The sequence below is a fragment of the Paenibacillus hebaui genome (assembly GCF_051934385.1).
GTDB lineage: Bacteria > Bacillota > Bacilli > Paenibacillales > Paenibacillaceae > Paenibacillus.
Map to the genome: position 1 here is coordinate 564,694 of NZ_CP196836.1, position 18,023 is coordinate 582,716.

Annotated in this window: 14 protein-coding genes and 1 pseudogene; 8 read left to right on the forward strand and 7 right to left on the reverse strand. The window is 46.7% G+C overall.

Features of this window, described 5'->3' with window-relative positions; genetic code table 11:
• Positions 1-78: 78 nt before the first annotated feature.
• The 3 genes from ACR32F_RS02600 (at position 79) to ACR32F_RS02610 (ending at position 2,667) form a co-directional block, all read left to right on the forward strand.
• Positions 79-1,353 (forward strand): MFS transporter, encoded by a 1,275-nt coding sequence (locus ACR32F_RS02600; RefSeq protein ID WP_440115869.1) that lies wholly within the window; start codon positions 79-81, stop codon positions 1,351-1,353.
• Between the two features lie 108 nt (positions 1,354-1,461).
• Positions 1,462-2,142 (forward strand): oxidoreductase, encoded by a 681-nt coding sequence (locus ACR32F_RS02605; protein ID WP_440115871.1) that lies wholly within the window; start codon positions 1,462-1,464, stop codon positions 2,140-2,142.
• Positions 2,143-2,292: 150 nt separating this feature from the next.
• On the forward strand, positions 2,293-2,667 hold the full coding sequence (locus ACR32F_RS02610) for a RidA family protein (RefSeq protein ID WP_440115873.1): 375 nt from the start codon (positions 2,293-2,295) through the stop codon (positions 2,665-2,667).
• 103 nt (positions 2,668-2,770) lie between these two features.
• Here ACR32F_RS02610 and ACR32F_RS02615 read toward each other — a convergent pair whose 3' ends face one another.
• Complete coding sequence (locus ACR32F_RS02615; protein ID WP_440115875.1) at positions 2,771-3,529, reverse strand: tryptophan-rich sensory protein; 759 nt, start codon at positions 3,527-3,529, stop codon at positions 2,771-2,773.
• Between the two features lie 227 nt (positions 3,530-3,756).
• Here ACR32F_RS02615 and ACR32F_RS02620 point away from each other — a divergent pair, with 227 nt between their 5' ends.
• Positions 3,757-4,635, forward strand: coding sequence for an arsenic resistance protein (locus ACR32F_RS02620; RefSeq protein WP_440119659.1), 879 nt, complete (start codon positions 3,757-3,759; stop codon positions 4,633-4,635).
• Here the strand turns inward: ACR32F_RS02620 and ACR32F_RS02625 are convergent.
• A pseudogene (locus tag ACR32F_RS02625) lies at positions 4,540-4,772 on the reverse strand (helix-turn-helix domain-containing protein); the annotation flags it as partial. The gene ACR32F_RS02620 and the pseudogene ACR32F_RS02625 sit on opposite strands and share 96 nt — an antisense overlap.
• A gap of 497 nt (positions 4,773-5,269) precedes the next feature.
• Here ACR32F_RS02625 and ACR32F_RS02630 point away from each other — a divergent pair.
• Both ACR32F_RS02630 and ACR32F_RS02635 read left to right on the forward strand, forming a co-directional pair.
• Positions 5,270-5,434 carry a hypothetical protein gene (locus ACR32F_RS02630; protein WP_440115877.1) on the forward strand — a complete coding sequence of 55 codons (165 nt, stop codon included), beginning with the start codon at positions 5,270-5,272 and terminating at the stop codon, positions 5,432-5,434.
• Between the two features lie 151 nt (positions 5,435-5,585).
• The gene (locus tag ACR32F_RS02635; RefSeq protein WP_440115879.1) at positions 5,586-6,029 is read left to right on the forward strand and encodes a zeta toxin family protein; all 444 of its coding nucleotides are present in this window, start codon (positions 5,586-5,588) and stop codon (positions 6,027-6,029) included.
• Between the two features lie 140 nt (positions 6,030-6,169).
• Here ACR32F_RS02635 and ACR32F_RS02640 read toward each other — a convergent pair whose 3' ends face one another.
• The 5 genes from ACR32F_RS02640 to ACR32F_RS02660 all read right to left on the reverse strand — a co-directional run bounded on the left by ACR32F_RS02640 (position 6,170) and on the right by ACR32F_RS02660 (position 9,564).
• Positions 6,170-6,847, reverse strand: a complete 678-nt coding sequence (locus ACR32F_RS02640; RefSeq protein ID WP_440115881.1) for an ABC transporter permease — start codon at positions 6,845-6,847, stop codon at positions 6,170-6,172.
• Positions 6,848-6,866: 19 nt separating this feature from the next.
• On the reverse strand, positions 6,867-7,757 hold the full coding sequence (locus ACR32F_RS02645) for a DUF4097 family beta strand repeat-containing protein (RefSeq protein WP_440115883.1): 891 nt from the start codon (positions 7,755-7,757) through the stop codon (positions 6,867-6,869).
• Between the two features lie 29 nt (positions 7,758-7,786).
• The gene (locus tag ACR32F_RS02650; protein ID WP_440115885.1) at positions 7,787-8,461 is read right to left on the reverse strand and encodes an ABC transporter permease; all 675 of its coding nucleotides are present in this window, start codon (positions 8,459-8,461) and stop codon (positions 7,787-7,789) included.
• Positions 8,458-9,195 (reverse strand): ABC transporter ATP-binding protein, encoded by a 738-nt coding sequence (locus ACR32F_RS02655; RefSeq protein WP_440115887.1) that lies wholly within the window; start codon positions 9,193-9,195, stop codon positions 8,458-8,460. The genes ACR32F_RS02650 and ACR32F_RS02655 overlap by 4 nt, the downstream gene beginning before the upstream one ends.
• Before the next feature lie 189 nt (positions 9,196-9,384).
• Positions 9,385-9,564, reverse strand: a complete 180-nt coding sequence (locus tag ACR32F_RS02660) for a hypothetical protein (RefSeq protein WP_440115889.1) — start codon at positions 9,562-9,564, stop codon at positions 9,385-9,387.
• A 183-nt stretch (positions 9,565-9,747) separates the two neighbouring features.
• Between ACR32F_RS02660 and ACR32F_RS02665 the strand changes: the two genes are divergently transcribed.
• Together ACR32F_RS02665 and ACR32F_RS02670 are read left to right on the forward strand one after the other, a co-directional pair.
• Positions 9,748-11,067, forward strand: coding sequence for a cytochrome P450 (locus tag ACR32F_RS02665; protein ID WP_440115891.1), 1,320 nt, complete (start codon positions 9,748-9,750; stop codon positions 11,065-11,067).
• Positions 11,068-11,093: 26 nt separating this feature from the next.
• Positions 11,094-18,020, forward strand: coding sequence for an amino acid adenylation domain-containing protein (locus ACR32F_RS02670; protein WP_440115893.1), 6,927 nt, complete (start codon positions 11,094-11,096; stop codon positions 18,018-18,020).
• Positions 18,021-18,023 lie beyond the last annotated feature (3 nt).

Consider the following 18,023-nt stretch of genomic DNA (forward strand, 5'->3'; position numbering starts at 1 on the left):
GTGAGTAGAATTTGGGATGACAACTAGCATCGGCCGGCACTGGAAACCCGGTCTAAGGAGTGTATCCTCATACAGAAGATGGTCAACGTTAACCCTCCCTCGTTTGCAGGCAAACCACGACGCAAGGGTTCGACACAACGCAGAAATTTATCGATTGCAACATGGGAGGGCATACCAGCCATCATTTTGCAGACTTTGCTGGGAGGCCCGTTTTTAACCGGATTTCTGCTGTACCTTGGGGCCGGGTCAAGACATATTGGTTTTGTGTTAGCCATTACAACGTTTGTAAACATCGCCCAGATTGGAGCAGCTTACTGGATGCAGCGGATTCGCAGCCGCAAACGCATGCTGCTGTTGTTCGTGGGAACACATCGCATCCTGTGGAGTGCAACGGGACTGATCCCGTTTCTATTTCCGAAGGAGTGGTGGGTAGGCATTTATATCGGAGTGTATACGGTTGCTTTTATAGCCAATACGATTGGTGGTATGATCTGGACTTCATTGATTGGAGACATCGTACCTGCCAAGGTAAGAGGACGTTATTTCGGAATTCGGAACACAATTCTGAATGCGCTTGGAAGCGTATGCTTATTCGTGGGAGGTATCATTCTAGACCGTTTCCCTGGGGAAATGGGCTTTTTGATTCTGTTTATTCCGGTATGGATCTGCGCGATCGCCAATACAGTGATCTATTTCTTTTACCCGGATGTGCCTTTCGAGCGTTCTACCGAGAAGGTTTTCTGGCTGATGTTCAAAAAGCCGTTTCAGGATCGTTCCTTCCTGAAGGCTGCCCTGTTTTTGGCTATCTGGTTACTGATCCAGACGTTGATTGTTCCGCTCTTTTCTTACGTAATGCTCGATCTGCTTCATATTAATTATCAGATGGTATCGCTTATTACAGTAGTGCAGACTCTCGTCATGATGGCCGGATTCTATATCTGGGGTAATCTAAACGCGAGATTCAGCAACAAAACCTTATTATTCTGGACATTGCCGATCATTGCACTCTCCTGTTTGTCGTGGGGATTGATGTCGTTTATGCCTGTTTTGATAGCGCTTTTTTTATCTCATATCTTCCTCGGAATCGGTGTAGGCGGATTCAACCAGTTAGCCTTCAACTTTACGATCGGAGATACACCCAAAAGTGAAAGACCGATGTTTGTTGCTGTGTATTCGGCTCTGACAGGGGTAACTTCGTTTCTTGGACCACTTATTGGCGGTTGGTTGTATGAAAGGATGGACACCTTGCCGGATGCGATGACATGGATATCCAGCTATGGATTTCAGGTGGTTGTTGGTGCAGCGATGCTGGTACTTACGTTTACACTGGGCCGTCGTGTATTGCTGAAATGAGCATTTGGTGTACCTCCAGAGAGCAACTTCCAATCTGTACTCGGAGCGATTAAAATCGAATAATGTAATAGGCTGTTAGATAAAGGTTGGCGAAGTGGAGGGATGTACTTGAATAGTCTCGAACGGAAAGCCATTGTGATTGGAGCCACTGGGCTTGTGGGCGACCTACTCGTTCGCAGCCTGCTTCAGAATCCGGCATATAGCCGAATTCTTGTGCTGGTTAGGCGGCCGCTGGAACTGGAGCATCCCAAGCTGGAGCAACACGTAGTGGACTGGGAGCATCTTGAGGACCAGGGGCATCTGTTTCGTGGGATCGACGATCTGTATTGCTGCTTGGGTACAACCATTAAGAAAGCAGGCAGTCAGGAGAATTTTCGTCAAGTGGATTACCACTACCCTGTACAGGCAGCTAAGCTTGCCAAGGAGCAAGGGGTATCCCAGATGCTTGTGATTTCTTCCATGGGAGCAGCTGCCGGGTCTCGTGTGTTCTACAGCCGAACCAAGGGAGAGATGGAAGAGGCATTGTCAGCAGTCGGTTTTCGTTCATTGCATGTGTTCCGTCCTTCGTTAATTCTCGGAGATCGCAAAGAGAAACGGTTGGGTGAGCAGTTGGCGGCTCGTACCATGAAGTTTCTGGATCGCTGGATGAAAGGTCGAGTGGATAAATACCGGGCGATTCACGCCTCAACCATAGCCCGGGCCATGATTAACATTGCACTTGTTCGAACAAAGGGGAATCATGTGTATTCCAATGACGTCATTCATGCACTGGGATTGGATGAGTCCTAATGACTTCTGATCTTCCAGTTTGAAAGCGGTTAACAAGTGACGTTTCGTGCCTGGACGGGATCCGTGGTATAATAAGCTTCAAAAAAAGAGTTCGAGGCCTGTCTCCATGCGGCGGCAGGATAGCGAGCGAACATGAAGGAGAACTCGTCCATGAAAAAACCAATTTCTACCGATCAGGCGCCAGGCGCCATCGGTCCATACAGCCAGGCAGTCGATGCAGGCAATTTCATCTATACTTCTGGTCAGCTTGGTCTGAACCCTCAAACGGGAGAATTCGGCGCAGATGTACAGGAGCAGACTCGTTTGTCTTTGAGCAATGTAAAAGCAATTCTTGAAGCAGCAGGTACGAGTATGGATAAAATAGTAAAAACGACGGTTTTCCTGAAAGACATGAACGATTTTGTTCCTGTTAACGAAGTGTATAGTACCTTCTTTGAACAACCTTATCCGGCACGCAGTGCGGTTGAAGTCGCTCGTCTGCCGAAGGATGCCCTTGTAGAGATTGAGGTCATTGCCCTGAAATAGGATGATCTTGGATTCATATCAAAGTACATAAAAGCCGATTTCTGGTCTGATGACTGAAATCGGCTTTTTGAGTTTATGATAATTAGAGTGCGCTAGAGTTCGCTTAATCCCGATCCTGATTGCGTGCGAAGAACAGCCATACCGCATAGATCGCCAGTACGATCGCAATGATGATTGCCGTATAATATACAGAAACGATGTCTTTCTGTTTGAGCGCAATGGCAATGTATGCCCATGTAAAGACCAGGGGGTAGATGCTGTCTCGATAAGGGAAGCTTACCAGTACAGCCAGCACCAGTCCTACAATTAACATAATGATAGTCCAGGTGGGCTCACTGATTCCGAAGCCATCCCAGCCGATTTTGTATAATAGAACAGCTGCATTGATAATGGTTGCTACGCTAACCCATCCCAGATAAATGCTGAAAGGCAGCTTCACAAGCCAGATTTCCGCAGTGGTTGGTGGGGTAATCGCACGTGTTTTTACATAGAGCATGATTAGTGACAGTAGAAGCAGTACGATGATGAGTAAGGCGAGACCGATCTTGAGATTTTGAAATGCGAAGATCCACGCTACATTGAAGGCACAGCTTGCCAGAAACCAATAACCGAGACGGGTAATGGAGTCCCTTTTCCACGAAGCAGGAACAAACTGATAGATCACAAAACCTGCGAGCAGCAGATAAATCAGACCCCATATGGAGAAGGCGTATCCCGCAGGTGTGAGTAGCACAGGGTACATATCCGATACTTCCTTGTTGGTTCTGCCTCCGATTGGCAGAGCGTTGGAAAGGTAATTCACAACAATAACAGCGATAAAACCAATGGCGTTTAACCACTTGTACGGATTATTACGTGACATTGTGTTTCCTCCTTGGGTTAACGAAAATGAATGAACCACGGGTCAGTCTATAATGAATATACCCAGTTCTCCCACATTCTAATAAGCAGCCGCAAAAAAATTCACAGGATGGTCTTCCGATTTCCTATGGTCTGCCGCTCACTGTTTCGTACTCTGTCCCAATGTACGCTGAATGAAGCAGGAATATGTCTAATAGAGGAGGATGAGGATTGATTACGAGAGAAACGATGGAGAAACAGCAGACCTGGTTTTATGTAGCTGCGCTATTCCTAGGGTTAGCCATTGGCCTGGGGAACTCTGATTGGGGAACAGCTCTGCACGATACAGTATCTCCGGTGCTTGCGATTCTACTATATAGCATGTTTGCACAGATTCCTTTTTTACAGCTAAAAGAATCCGGGTCTAACCTGAGATTTATGGGTGCTCTGCTGGTAGCTAATTTTATCGTTGTACCTGTGGTTGTATGGTTGTTAACACTACTTTTTCCACAATCCCCTGCCGTTCTAATTGGAGTTTATCTGGTACTATTAACTCCCTGCATTGATTACGTTATTGTTTTTACTCAGCTTGGTCGGGGCAATGAGAAGCTAATACTTGCTGCAACGCCTATCCTGTTTGTCATACAGATGATATTGTTGCCGGTTTATTTGTGGTTGTTGGTGGGGGAGAAGGTGGCACAGGTGATGCGGATAGGGCCGTTCGTGGAGGCTTTCCTGTTCCTGATCGTTATTCCGCTCCTGCTGGCTATCATGACACAGGTCTTTTCGAGAGGAAAAGTAACTGGAGAGCGGGTGATGAATGTAACGGCCTGGCTGCCCGTTCCGATCTACGTTGCATTTATGGTGATTATGCCCCTTGTATCACGAACGATTGCTATTCTATTTCGATTGAATGTAGGCGCAGGGAGGGCACTCATTTTCAGTTCAGCAACATGGAATTCACTCGTCGTTCTGCCGCTGGCACTTGCACTGCCACAGGAGTGGGCAACCGTAGCTGCTGCTGTCATTGTGACTCAGTTCACTGGACCATTCCCCAAGAGAAACGGAGACTTTACAGCGCTCCTGGTAAGCATTCTGGGCTTGTTCTGCATGATAGGATTGCGATGAACCGGCGGGCTTCAATTACGGCAAATCGTTGACGGATGCCTACCCAGCTCTTTTGCAATGGCTCGTGAACCATGACCTTGCTGATGGAGGATTTCTAGCTTGCTACGTTCGATTATGCTAAGATGTGTGTAACCCATGGTGGATTCTCCTTGTGTGAGAACTTTCATACTACACGAATTCGGCCAGGGGCCTTTTTTATTTATTTCCAGTAGGTGTAGCACTTCATATTACAAACCGTCTATCATTGTTCCCGTTCCACCTAATACAATTGGAACGCTCAATCATGGGGTAAACGGTTAATCGCTTTTTTGTTTATCATTTCGTGAAGCGTTGCGCTTGTGCGGATTGCCCGTTTGCATCTATCCGAGAAATTGAAACACTAGGGGAGTATCATCCGGATAAACTGGATAAGTGGTGCGAAACCGAAGAATATGTGAATCACCCATGGAAAGGCATCGGGTTCAGTACGATCCGTAAAAAGCTGATCCAAGAAGGCCGCTTTGGGTTGAAGAAGCAGAAAGAGTCCGCATGCCGGATGCGCAATTCCCCTCAATACATGGGAACGAGTGTCCGGCTTGTGGTTTAATTGTAGGCAAGAATCCCCGTTGATACTTAAGTGAAGAGAAGTGACGAGATGAAACCTTTGGATATCAAACAATTAGAGGGAATCGGAAAGCAAGCAGCGGAGAACGCAGCTCATAATGCCAAAGATTCCAATACATTTGTCTCTTTTTCGAAGGATGGTAAAGTGATCCGGAAATATGCTGATGGACATATGACCGAGGTGAGTTATGATTGAGGATTTAAAGAAGTGGACTACGCCGGAAAGTAGTCCGTCTATGACTGTTTTTGCTGGAACCAATGGGGATCGGAAGTCCCAGTTGACCAGCATTTTGCAGCATTAGAACCCGAATGTCAAAGTTATCGATGCGGACGCGATCGCAAAAACGATGAAACATTTGCCTGAGAATCAAGCTAACTTTGCAGCCGAACGGGAAGCGGTGAAACAGGTACGCGATTGCATCAAACAAGGCGTTGACTTTTCTATTGAGACCACGCTTGGTGGCCAGAACGTTCTCAGACAAATGGAGATGGCCAAAGCTGCAGGTTTTAGCATCAATATGTACTATGTTGGATTGAATTCAGTAGACTTACATATCAATCGGGTGGCGCAGCGTGTCGCTCAGGGTGGCCATCATATCCCGGAAGAGGATATCCGCTGGCGCTACCTCCATGGAGAACTTGCCAAGAGCGATGCGCTAGCGGATCGGATGATCATTTATGACAATAGTGAAGTGTATCAGGTCCAAGCTGAAGTGTACCGTGGTCTTACACGATTTCAAAGGGAACCCATGCAGCCCGGGGTAAACCAGGCCCTGAAGAACTGGACGTAAACCCAGCAGGAAATTAAGAAAGAGCTTCAACAAGAGAATCAATCACTTTCTAGGGAGCTTTCGAGTGCCCAACGTAAACTGCACATGGATGAAGCAGGTGCTTGATCCATGTCGAACCTAGCAACGACAGCGCAGATATATTAAGGTATATCGCTTGTGGAGAAGTGAATTACAGCGCCAATGAATAAGACAATGCAAAGTGAGAGCCACATTACAAATGACATAAGGAAGCTAGTTTCAGGGAATATCATCATGCTTGGTAGGGCTTGAATAGAACTCATAAATATAATTCCGACTACAATGGAGATGGTCATGTTTCTAGCAAGCAATGAGATGGAAAAAAACAAACAAGTATACAGCAGAATAGAGACAAGCTTTACACTTGTTACAAACATGATTTCCAAAAGATCATCCATTGTAAGTTCCATAGTTGCTGGCACCAGATATGCAATAACGATACAGGACATCATACTCATCAGAAATAGATTGGCGGCATAGATCAAAGATGTCGCCAATTTGGAGAGTATGACAAGCACTCGGGAGAGTGGGTGGATAAAGAGCATCCTAGCCGTACCTGAGGAAAGTTCGCCGCAAACGCTTTGTGATACCGCAGTGATTAATAGAAGATATATTATCTGATTCTCGGTTTGTATAAAAAACTGAATTCGTTCCGCTCTGCTCATGGAGGGTCGTCCGCTTAACTGAAACAATAGCAGTATGATCAGTGTGGAGGCAAATGCGATGCCGAGCGTAATCCATGTAGAACGTTTACTATACAGCTTGATATGTTCATTTTTTATTGCAGACCAATAGTGCATTCGGATTGAACAACTCCTCTTACAGATTCGACTGCTTTAGATTTAATAGTGTAATGCGTCCGGTATTGCTGCTAACGGATACTTCGGATAAGGCTTTGCCCGGTCTACCGATATGTCCCGAGATTTTATTCATACCAATCGTTCTCCAGTCACCGGGGGGGGCGGTCGAGGAGTATTCCAGATTGGTTTGGACCCTCCCGTTGGAACGCAGGTTGATGTACAGCGGATTTATGTCTTCTGGGTCAGACATTCCTATATATATATTCCCCCTGTCGGAATGAATGAAGCTGTCAGTCAGTGAGTTATTCCAGCGATCAATGACGATCGAGCCGGCACTAGTTTGCAACGCAGCTTTACCATCCAGCTGCTCTATTCGCAGAGAACCAAGCGTAGTGCGGCCATGCAACTGTTCACCTTCGAAGCTGTGGAGTGAAAGGCCGCCTAATGTACTGGTGAAGTTAAGTTGGCGTGCACGTATGCTGTAGTCGCTGAAGATGCTGCTGAATTGAGTGGATAGAGTAATCGTTTCATAACGAATATCGGGCAGATATACATCAACAAAAACCTGGGTGCTCGTACTGAGGACAGCCAATCCGTTATTATTTCCGACCGTTCGCAATTCAATGGTTTTATCTCGTGTTTCCAAAATCAAATCAAAATCGCTCATGGCAGGCGCTATGCCGGATAATTCTGCCTGTATCTCTGAACGATTGCTTGAATGATGGAGACGTACCTCCACCATGGGGCTATAGATCAGTAGATGCTGTATTCCCGTGGCTGAAGCCTTGACTACTTTGTTTATTTTATTGGTAAACAAATTGTTGAAGATAACTCCCCCGCTTATTAAGAGAATGACAATTAGTACAATGTATATCCGGTTACGCTTCGTATATTTTGGAACAGCGCGCATGGGTATATACTCCTCACAGATATAATGAATTAAAACTCCTGCCTTATAAAATCCTTCCACCCTGGTATGGTGATGACTGCTAAGAAAATCAGCCAGAATCCGGCAGCCATCCAGCTGCTAAATTCGCTTATAAAAAGTAAAATGTTAGCACTTGTTATCGTAACAATCAGGCTGAATATGAGGGCAAACCCCATATTTCTGGTTAGCATGATCATTGTGAACGCACTAGCAATTGCTATTGGATAATCTGGTAATCTGGAGGCAGAGACAGTAAAGAAGCGGATCATTTGATCGAACTTTGCAATTCCTTCGGAACTGGACAGGAGTAATGCAAGTAGTGGTGCAAGCATCACGATGGCTGCATAACCACCAAGGGAAAACAGAAGTGCTGCTATAAATTTTGCAAACCAAATCTTTGATCGAGTGCAGGGATGAACGAGGAGTAAACGGATTGAACCCGTTGAAAGCTCCACCTGAATCAATTGAATGGATAACAGAACAGCAAATAAAGAGTAGAGCTGAATACTGGTTTGAGACAACGAGACGGCGTAATCCCAGTATGAGGATATTTCGATCTTTCCTGCGATGTGCTGCAGAATAGCGGTAGAGATCATGATAAGAAGGGTACAGGAATAGATAATCCATGTGGATCGCTGTCCTGCAAGCTTAGTTACTTCATTACGTATCGCCGAGATAACGATCATATCTGATTTCCTCGGGTCAACTCTAGAAATTTTTCCTCCAGCGATTGAACCACTGTTGATTCATCTCTTAACTCCTTGAGTTTTACAACCTCTAGCAGTTTGCCATGCTGTACAATTCCGACACGGTCACAGAGCAACTCCATTTCAGCGAGGATATGGGAAGACAGGAAGACAGCAATTCCTTGCTCATGCGCAAGATATGTAAGGTAATCTCTTAGTTCTCGAATTCCTTCCGGGTCCAATCCATTGGTTGGTTCGTCCAGAATAAGAACAGATGGGGAATGTAAAAGCGCCTGAGCCAATCCAAGTCTTTGTTTCATACCTAGTGAGTAGGTTTCCACCTTTTCATGAATGCGCTGCTCCAATCCAGTCATTCTAACGATTTCCATAATCCGTGCATCATCCACCCTGTGGTGTAAGCGTGCAAATAGTTTCAGATTTTTATAACCGGAAAGAAATTTATAGAATTCAGGATTCTCTATCACTGCCCCGACGTGCGAAATTGCTGAGACAAATTGCTTTTTCAGATTAAATCCCCGAATAATGATCTCGCCTGTGCTATAAGTCGATAATCCGACGATCATTCGTATCGTAGTTGTTTTGCCTGCACCGTTCGGTCCGAGGAGTCCGAACACCTCACCGGGGTAAATGTCAAGCGAAAGGTCATCTACGATAGTGCGGTCTTGTGACTTTTTCATTAAACGCTTCAGTTGTAGTACAGGAATGCTTGACATAATTCACCCCGAAACTATTAATGTTGAAATAAAAACATGGTGTTACCCGAAATCGTGTTAATGATTCCCCTGTTGTTCACAGTGATTTCACTTTCAAATAAAAAACTTTTTAAAAATATTGCCAAAATATTATAAAAGATGTTAGCATGAGTACGATAAGGGAATAAAATCCTTAAAATAAAATTACTTCTATTTCTTTATTAGATTTAAAAGTAAATAAACCCCTGTAACTGTGCTAAGTCCAAGTGCACCATAGATTCCATAAAGAAGTTCATTCTTTTGGAAACCCCAGTAGAGAAATCCATTAATCACCAATGTAGCCGCACACAAAATAAATATCCATTTTGTAATCTGATTTGTAATCATCAAGCTAATCGACTCCTTTGTCTTAAATTAAAATAAAAAGCCATAGAGAGGAGTGAGAAAGTAGCCTTGCTGTGTATTATTGAACTACTTGAATAGTACACTAATAATTTATGCTTTGCAATAAGAAGTTAAAGAAATGGGCATCGTGTCTGAATTTACCTGAATAAGAATTGGGGGAAAGTGTACATGAAATCGCTGTCTAAGTTGAGAATAAGCCAGCTTGATTTATCGGAGATTGAAATGAATGGAAATTTTGTAGCCCTCTTTCAACAGATACTGCAAAACCATCTTTCTTATGATTTGGTGCAGGTGAAAAGTGAACATTTTGGTGAGATGTACTACATATTGAATACGGAGCTGATTGGAGAGCTCCTCATACAGAATGCATCAAAACTTATTAAGGTTCCGCATGGCAATAAGATACTTGAGCGATTCATTGGCAACTCCGTCTTTGTTAGTAACGGAGAAGAGCACAGAAATCAACGGCGTTGGATGAGCCCCGTCTTCCAAAAGAAACAACTTGAGTCTTTGTCAGATAGTATCAGGGATGAGGTTCAGCAGTACGTTTCGAGTTGGGAAACCGGCCAATCTGTTAATGTGTTTGAAGCCATGCTGGAATTGACAATTCGGATCATTGGCCGGAACATCCTCGGAGATCAAGGGAGAGCCGAGCAATTGGAACTTGTAAGTCAGACCTTGAACAGCCTGCTTGCAATCTTTATGACGCAGCGCCCGTTGACAGAGCAGGAGGATGAAGAAGCTGAGAGGCTTATTACCTGTCTGGATACTGTAATCTTTGAGGAAATCAGGGAGAGGAGGGAGAGGCCTGAGCACTACAACGACCTTTTGAATATGCTAGTCCAAGCCAGGAAGTCTGATGACAGCATTGAGGAAGCAAACGTGGAAATAAGAAATAATGTGGGCACCTTATTTTTGGCTGGATACGAAGCAACCGCAACTGCTTTGACCTGGACACTGCATCTCCTGACACGCCATCCCGAGGTGCAGCTGCGCATGCAGGAGGAACTTGATCAGGTTCTTGGGGGTAGAGCACCTGGAATTGAGGATGTAACTGATTTGGCATATACCAACCATATCATTCTGGAGTCACTTCGACTTTATCCACCGTCGTATCAGATAGGACGTGTTGTAAAAGAAAGTATAACTTTGGGTGACACTGTGATTCCTGAAAATGCTGTTGTGATGTTCAGCCAATATGTGATGCATCGTCACCCTCATTTTTTTTCTCAGCCAGAACAGTTTATTCCTGAGCGTTTTTCTGACACTTTTCTGAAAGAATTGGATAAATACGCATTTTTTCCATTTGGAATAGGCAATCGTATCTGTATTGGCAAAGGTCTTTCACTCAATATGTTGGTGATGATTATGGCAGCAATCGGTCAGCGATATAATTTCACAAGTATTGGGGATTGTGAGGCAGCTCCGGTTACGTTAACAACTTTAAACAATCAACATCCGATTATGATGAAAATCACTGAGCGTTAGTCGCTTGCAGCAAACAGGAGGACAGGATGATACAAGGGAACAGAAAGGAGCAAAAGATGCTTAAGGAAGTTCATTGGGAAGCGACACAAATTCCAGTATTCACCTCAGAATCACATACTCCGGGCGTATTTAAAAGTTGTCGTGGAGATTTGGAATTCGTTGTTATCACGCGTCTGCAAGCTGCGGCTAATCAACTCTACACGGAGCCTTCGTCTGTATTGCTTGCTGCATGGGGAATATTGTTAAGCGCCTATAACCATGTTGACGAGGTGCTGTTCGGCACATCATTGAATGGAAACATCCTACCGATAGCAGTTACCGTTAACTCGGAGCATAGGGTGGCTGATCTTATCATACATACCAATACAGCGTATCTTGCTGCCTTGGAAAGTATAGGCTCTCAGGAGGGAGAGCGCTCCGTGGAGGAGCATTGGTCTACACGCTTTGATCATGTGGTTATATTTGATGATGAAGTCGTCAGCGATCATTATGATTTTGTATTTAGAATGAATGAGCATAGCGGGCAGCTCATGATGATATTCAAGAAAGCGCGATTTCAAGCTGAATTTATTACCCGTATGATGCATCACTTTATAGCGATAGTTGAACAGATCAGTGAGCAGCAAGAAATATGTCTGGGAGAGATTGAACTGGTCACGGAAGAAGAAAAGAAGCAATTGCTGGAGGAGTTTAATCGGACGGATCAAAGCTACTTCAGGGAGGACACGCTGCAGCAGCAATTCGAGCGGCGGGCAAGCGAGCATCCTGGAAGGAAAGCGCTGGTGTTTGAGGACACAGAGCTGACCTATAAAGAGCTCAATGAGCGAGCCAATCAATTCGCGCATTATCTGCGGTCCTGTGGAGTAGGGCGAGAGACTTTTGTAGGTATTCTGGCTGATCGCTCGGTGGCGATGGTCATTGGTGTGTTTGGTGTGTTGAAGGCAGGGGGGGCGTACGTGCCGCTTGATCCCTCCTATCCCGAGGAGCGAATTGCCTACATGCTGGAGGACAGCGGATCGGCATATATGCTCGTGCAGCAAGGGTTGAAGCCGCCAGTAGCCTATAGAGGAAGGGTCATTCCACTGGATGAAGGAGAGTGGAAGGAAGAGGAGCGAAGCAACCCCGTGCAAGTAAATGGGGCGGAGGATTTGGCCTATATGATCTACACGTCAGGCTCTACAGGTCAGCCCAAAGGAGTAATGATAGAACATCGGGGAGTTAGCAACTTCTGTCTCATTGCCCCGACATATGGTATTGTGCCAGAGAGTCATGTGCTGCAGTTCTCGTCCTTCAGCTTCGATTCATCGGTAGGCGAAATCTTCCCAACGCTGTTGAACGGAGCCACTTTATACATGGCAAGGAAAGAGCTGTTGCTGAGCGGAGCGGGCTTTACGGCATGGCTGAAGGCGAATCAAATTGCCTCAGTGGTTTTCCCGCCATCCGTTCTGCGCGCACTACCCTATGAGGAACTTCCGGATTTAACAACGATTATTACGGCAGGGGAAGCGTGCTCACCGGATTTGGTTCGGATGTGGGGACGAGGCCGAACCTTCCTGAATGCGTATGGACCAACAGAGGCAACAGTAGGCAGCACGGTGGGGGTCTGCACGGAGGAGATGGAGAAGCCGCCGATTGGCAGGCCGATTGCGAACAAAAAAATCTATATTGTGAATGGACAAGGAAAGCTGCAGCCGATCAGGGTGCCGGGAGAACTGTGCATCGGAGGAGACGGCCTAGCCCGAGGGTATTGGGGGAAGGAAGAACTGACGCTGGAGAAGTTCGTACCCAACCCATATGCGCAAGGAGAACGAATGTACCGAACCGGAGATTTGGCCTGCTGGTTGCCTGATGGGACGATAGAATATATCGGACGAATAGACGATCAGGTGAAAATCCGGGGCCACCGGATTGAACCGGGGGAAGTAGCACGAGTGCTGCTGGAGCATGGAGCGGTAAGCGAATCGACCGTAGTAGCCTATACGGACGGGGAGGGACGAAGCATCCTGTGCGCCTACGTAGTACCCCGGCGGGAATGGACGGCGCATGAGCTGCGGGAGCATATTCGCAGCAGGCTGCCGGACTATATGGTGCCGTCCTCCTTTATGGAGGTGAAGCAAATACCGCTTACACCTAACGGCAAAGTGGACAAGAAAGCACTGCCGGAGCCCGACATGGGCAGACAAGTGGAAGCGGACTACGTAGCGCCGACGAATGAAGTGGAGCGGGCGCTTGCTGAAATCTGGCAGCAGGTGCTGCAGGTGGAACAAGTCGGTATTCACGACCGTTTTATAGAGCTTGGCGGCGATTCTTTGAAAGCGTCCATGCTGCTTACTCGGTTGCAGCAGGAATTTGGTGTAGAAATTTCGTTTAGAGTCTTATTTGAGTTGCCGACAGTTGAAGCCATGGCTCTACATATCGGCTGTTTAAACTATACTGTACCTACGTTGCTCAAGGCGGTAGGAGAACAGCCTCATTACCCTGCTTCATCTATGCAGACAAGGTTGTATGCCATTGAGCAGACACAGAATGTTGGCGCAGCTTATCATCTGCCAGCGGCGACGGAAATAACAGGACAACTTGATAAGGAAACCCTGCAAAAAGCGATTAATGCATTGCTGATGAGGCATGAGAGTCTGCACACTTCATTCCATTTTATAGACGGACAGCTTGTCCAAAAAGTGCATGACCTCACAGAACTGCCATTAATCTGTTGGGATGCAGAGGATGAAAAGGAAGCAGACAGACTGATTCAGCTATTTATTGCTCCATTCGATCTTGGAGAAGCACCGTTATTCCGAGTTGGGCTGATCCGGCTGCTCAATACACCTAATGAGTTGATGGAGCGTCATATTCTGATTACTGACATGCATCACATCATAGGTGACGGCACGACTCAACATATTCTGAATGAGGAGTTGAGCCTGCTCTATCAAGGTAAGCATCTGAGTCTCCCAGCCGTGCAATATAAGGATTATGCGATCTGGGAGAGCAAGAGTAGAGGACAAAAAAGATGGCGTAATCAGGAGGAATACTGGCTCGGGCAACTTGATCGAGAGCTTACCGTACTTGAGCTTGCCACAGATTACCCTCGACCTTCCATTCAGCAATTCAAAGGGGACAAGCTTCTTTTCAAGATCAGCCCAGATCTGACGGTTAGGTTGAAACAACTCGCCTCAGAAGAAGGCGCTACACTATACATGCTGCTGCTTGCTTGTTATCAGATCATGTTGTCCCGCTATACTGGACAAGAAGATATTATCGTTGGAGCCCCTGTAATGAGGAGACCACGCATCGAGTTTGAGAGCGTTTGTGGAATGTTCGTCAATACGTTAGTCATGCGTGGGAGAACGAGCAAGGAACTCTCATTCACACAATTTTTGCAGGATGTAAAAACGAGCGTGCTTGATGGTTACGAGCATGGCGACTTCCCGCTTGAAGAGATTATCGGTCGCCTTGGTTACCATCGGAATCCAGATCGCAATCCGATATTTGATACCATGTTTGCCATGCAAAATTTTGATCTGTTTACTATTGAATTACCGAATCTCGATACAAGCCCCTATCCAATTAGCTGGACTGCATCCCTGTTCGATATGACATGGGAAGCATTGGATGGAGAGGCGCTGCAGTTTACGGTTGAATATAATACGGTTCTATACAAAAAGACAACAATTGAGCGGATGTGTCGGCATTTTGAGCATGTTTTAAAGCAAATCAGTGGGCAGCAAGAGATATGTCTGGGAGAGATTGAACTGGTCACGGAAGAAGAAAAGAAGCAATTGCTGGAGGAGTTTAATCGGACGGATCAAAGCTACTTCAGGGAGGACACGCTGCAGCAGCAATTCGAGCGGCGGGCAAGCGAGCATCCTGGAAGGAAAGCGCTGGTGTTTGAGGACACAGAGCTGACCTATAAAGAGCTCAATGAGCGAGCCAATCAATTCGCGCATTATCTGCGGTCCTGTGGAGTAGGGCGAGAGACTTTTGTAGGTATTCTGGCTGATCGCTCGGTGGCGATGGTCATTGGTGTGTTTGGTGTGTTGAAGGCAGGGGGGGCGTACGTGCCGCTTGATCCCTCCTATCCCGAGGAGCGAATTGCCTACATGCTGGAGGACAGCGGATCGGCATATATGCTCGTGCAGCAAGGGTTGAAGCCGCCAGTAGCCTATAGAGGAAGGGTCATTCCACTGGATGAAGGAGAGTGGAAGGAAGAGGAGCGAAGCAACCCCGTGCAAGTAAATGGGGCGGAGGATTTGGCCTATATGATCTACACGTCAGGCTCTACAGGTCAGCCCAAAGGAGTAATGATAGAACATCGGGGAGTTAGCAACTTCTGTCTCATTGCCCCGACATATGGTATTGTGCCAGAGAGTCATGTGCTGCAGTTCTCGTCCTTCAGCTTCGATTCATCGGTAGGCGAAATCTTCCCAACGCTGTTGAACGGAGCCACTTTATACATGGCAAGGAAAGAGCTGTTGCTGAGCGGAGCGGGCTTTACGGCATGGCTGAAGGCGAATCAAATTGCCTCAGTGGTTTTCCCGCCATCCGTTCTGCGCGCACTACCCTATGAGGAACTTCCGGATTTAACAACGATTATTACGGCAGGGGAAGCGTGCTCACCGGATTTGGTTCGGATGTGGGGACGAGGCCGAACCTTCCTGAATGCGTATGGACCAACAGAGGCAACAGTAGGCAGCACGGTGGGGGTCTGCACGGAGGAGATGGAGAAGCCGCCGATTGGCAGGCCGATTGCGAACAAAAAAATCTATATTGTGAATGGACAAGGAAAGCTGCAGCCGATCAGGGTGCCGGGAGAACTGTGCATCGGAGGAGACGGCCTAGCCCGAGGGTATTGGGGGAAGGAAGAACTGACGCTGGAGAAGTTCGTACCCAACCCATATGCGCAAGGAGAACGAATGTACCGAACCGGAGATTTGGCCTGCTGGTTGCCTGATGGGACGATAGAATATATCGGACGAATAGACGATCAGGTGAAAATCCGGGGCCACCGGATTGAACCGGGGGAAGTAGCACGAGTGCTGCTGGAGCATGGAGCGGTAAGCGAATCGACCGTAGTAGCCTATACGGACGGGGAGGGACGAAGCATCCTGTGCGCCTACGTAGTACCCCGGCGGGAATGGACGGCGCATGAGCTGCGGGAGCATATTCGCAGCAGGCTGCCGGACTATATGGTGCCGTCCTCCTTTATGGAGGTGAAGCAAATACCGCTTACACCTAACGGCAAAGTGGACAAGAAAGCACTGCCGGAGCCCGACATGGGCAGACAAGTGGAAGCGGACTACGTAGCGCCGACGAATGAAGTGGAGCGGGCGCTTGCTGAAATCTGGCAGCAGGTGCTGCAGGTGGAACAAGTCGGTATTCACGACCGTTTTATAGAGCTTGGCGGCGATTCTATCAAAGCTATTCAGGTATCAGCACGAGTACATCAAAGACAACTGCGGATGGAAGTAAGCGATCTGTTACGTTATTCCACTATTGCTGAACTTGCCCCTCATTTGAAGGCGGATGCAACGCAGATTGAACAGGGAGTCGTAGAGGGCGAGGTTCCATTTCTCCCAATTCAGCACTGGTTTTTGGAGCAGCAGATTCCTGATGCCCATCATTGGAATCAAGCGATGATGCTGTTTCGTTCGGAGGGCTGGTTATTTGAGGCAGTCAGAGAGGTCTTTGCGGCACTGCTTATTCATCATGATGCGCTCAGAATGGCTTTTTTACAGGATGGACAGTCGATAGTGCAAGTGGTGAGGGGAGTTGGGGTAGAATGCCCGGTTTATAAGTACGACTACCGATCATCTACACGTTTTTTGGAGGAAATAGAAACGGAAGCTAATCGGCTTCAGCGCAGCATAGACCTGGAGAACGGCCCACTTGTAATCCCAGCAATATTTCAGACGAGTCAGGGAGATTATTTGCTTATTATTGTTCACCATCTAATTATCGACGGCGTTTCTTGGAGAGTTTTACTTGAAGATTTGGAGAATGGTTATAGACAAGCATTACGATGCGAGCCCATTCGGTTTCCTTTGAAGACGATGTCGTATCAGGCTTGGAGCAGGGAACTTCAAGATTATGCAAACAGCAAAGCGATGCGCAAAGAAGCGCTGTACTGGAATGAAGTAGATTGCCAAGCTGTTAATCCGCTCCCCGTAGACCTGAAACCAATGCTCCCCTATATGCGCCGTGATGCGCTTGAGGCGAATATGACGTTAACACATGAACATACAGAATTGCTGCTAACAGAAACAAATCGACCTTATCGGTCGGAGCCTGTACACCTTCTGCTTGCTGCTCTAATGTTGGCCATCCGTGAATGGAGCGGTGAGGAGCGGATCGCTGTCAGTCTGGAAGGTCATGGCCGGGAATCCATTATCGATGGCAGTAATCTGGGGCGGACGCTTGGTTGGTTTACATCCATTTTTCCAGCTGTATTTTATCTCCAATCTAGCGAGTTAGGGGAGGCTGTGAAATCCATCAAGGAAATGATGCGTGGCATTCCTAACAAAGGTGTAGGCTACGGCATTCTGAAGTATTTAACAGCCGCCCAGCATAAGGAAGCGATGTCATTCAAACTGAAGCCTTCAATCAGCTTTAATTATCTGGGTGTATTTGATCAAGAGGGGGGGCACGGATTTGGCAGCTCTAGTGTTCCACTTGGAGAGCTGTTCAGCCCTTCTACACCGATTAATTATGTGCTGGAAGTGAACTGCATCGTGCTTGCGGGGCAACTTCATCTGAGTATAGGATACTGCAGGCACAGCTATGATTCGTCCAAAATTGAAACTATTCTAAACCGCTATCAGGCATATCTGATCTCTATCATCTCTCATTGCATGGCGCAGAAGGAACAAGAGCATACACTAAGTGATTTTAGCGCCACTAAGTTAACTACCGAAGGCCTGGACGATATTCTGTTGGAATTGAACAATTTGACCTAGGCT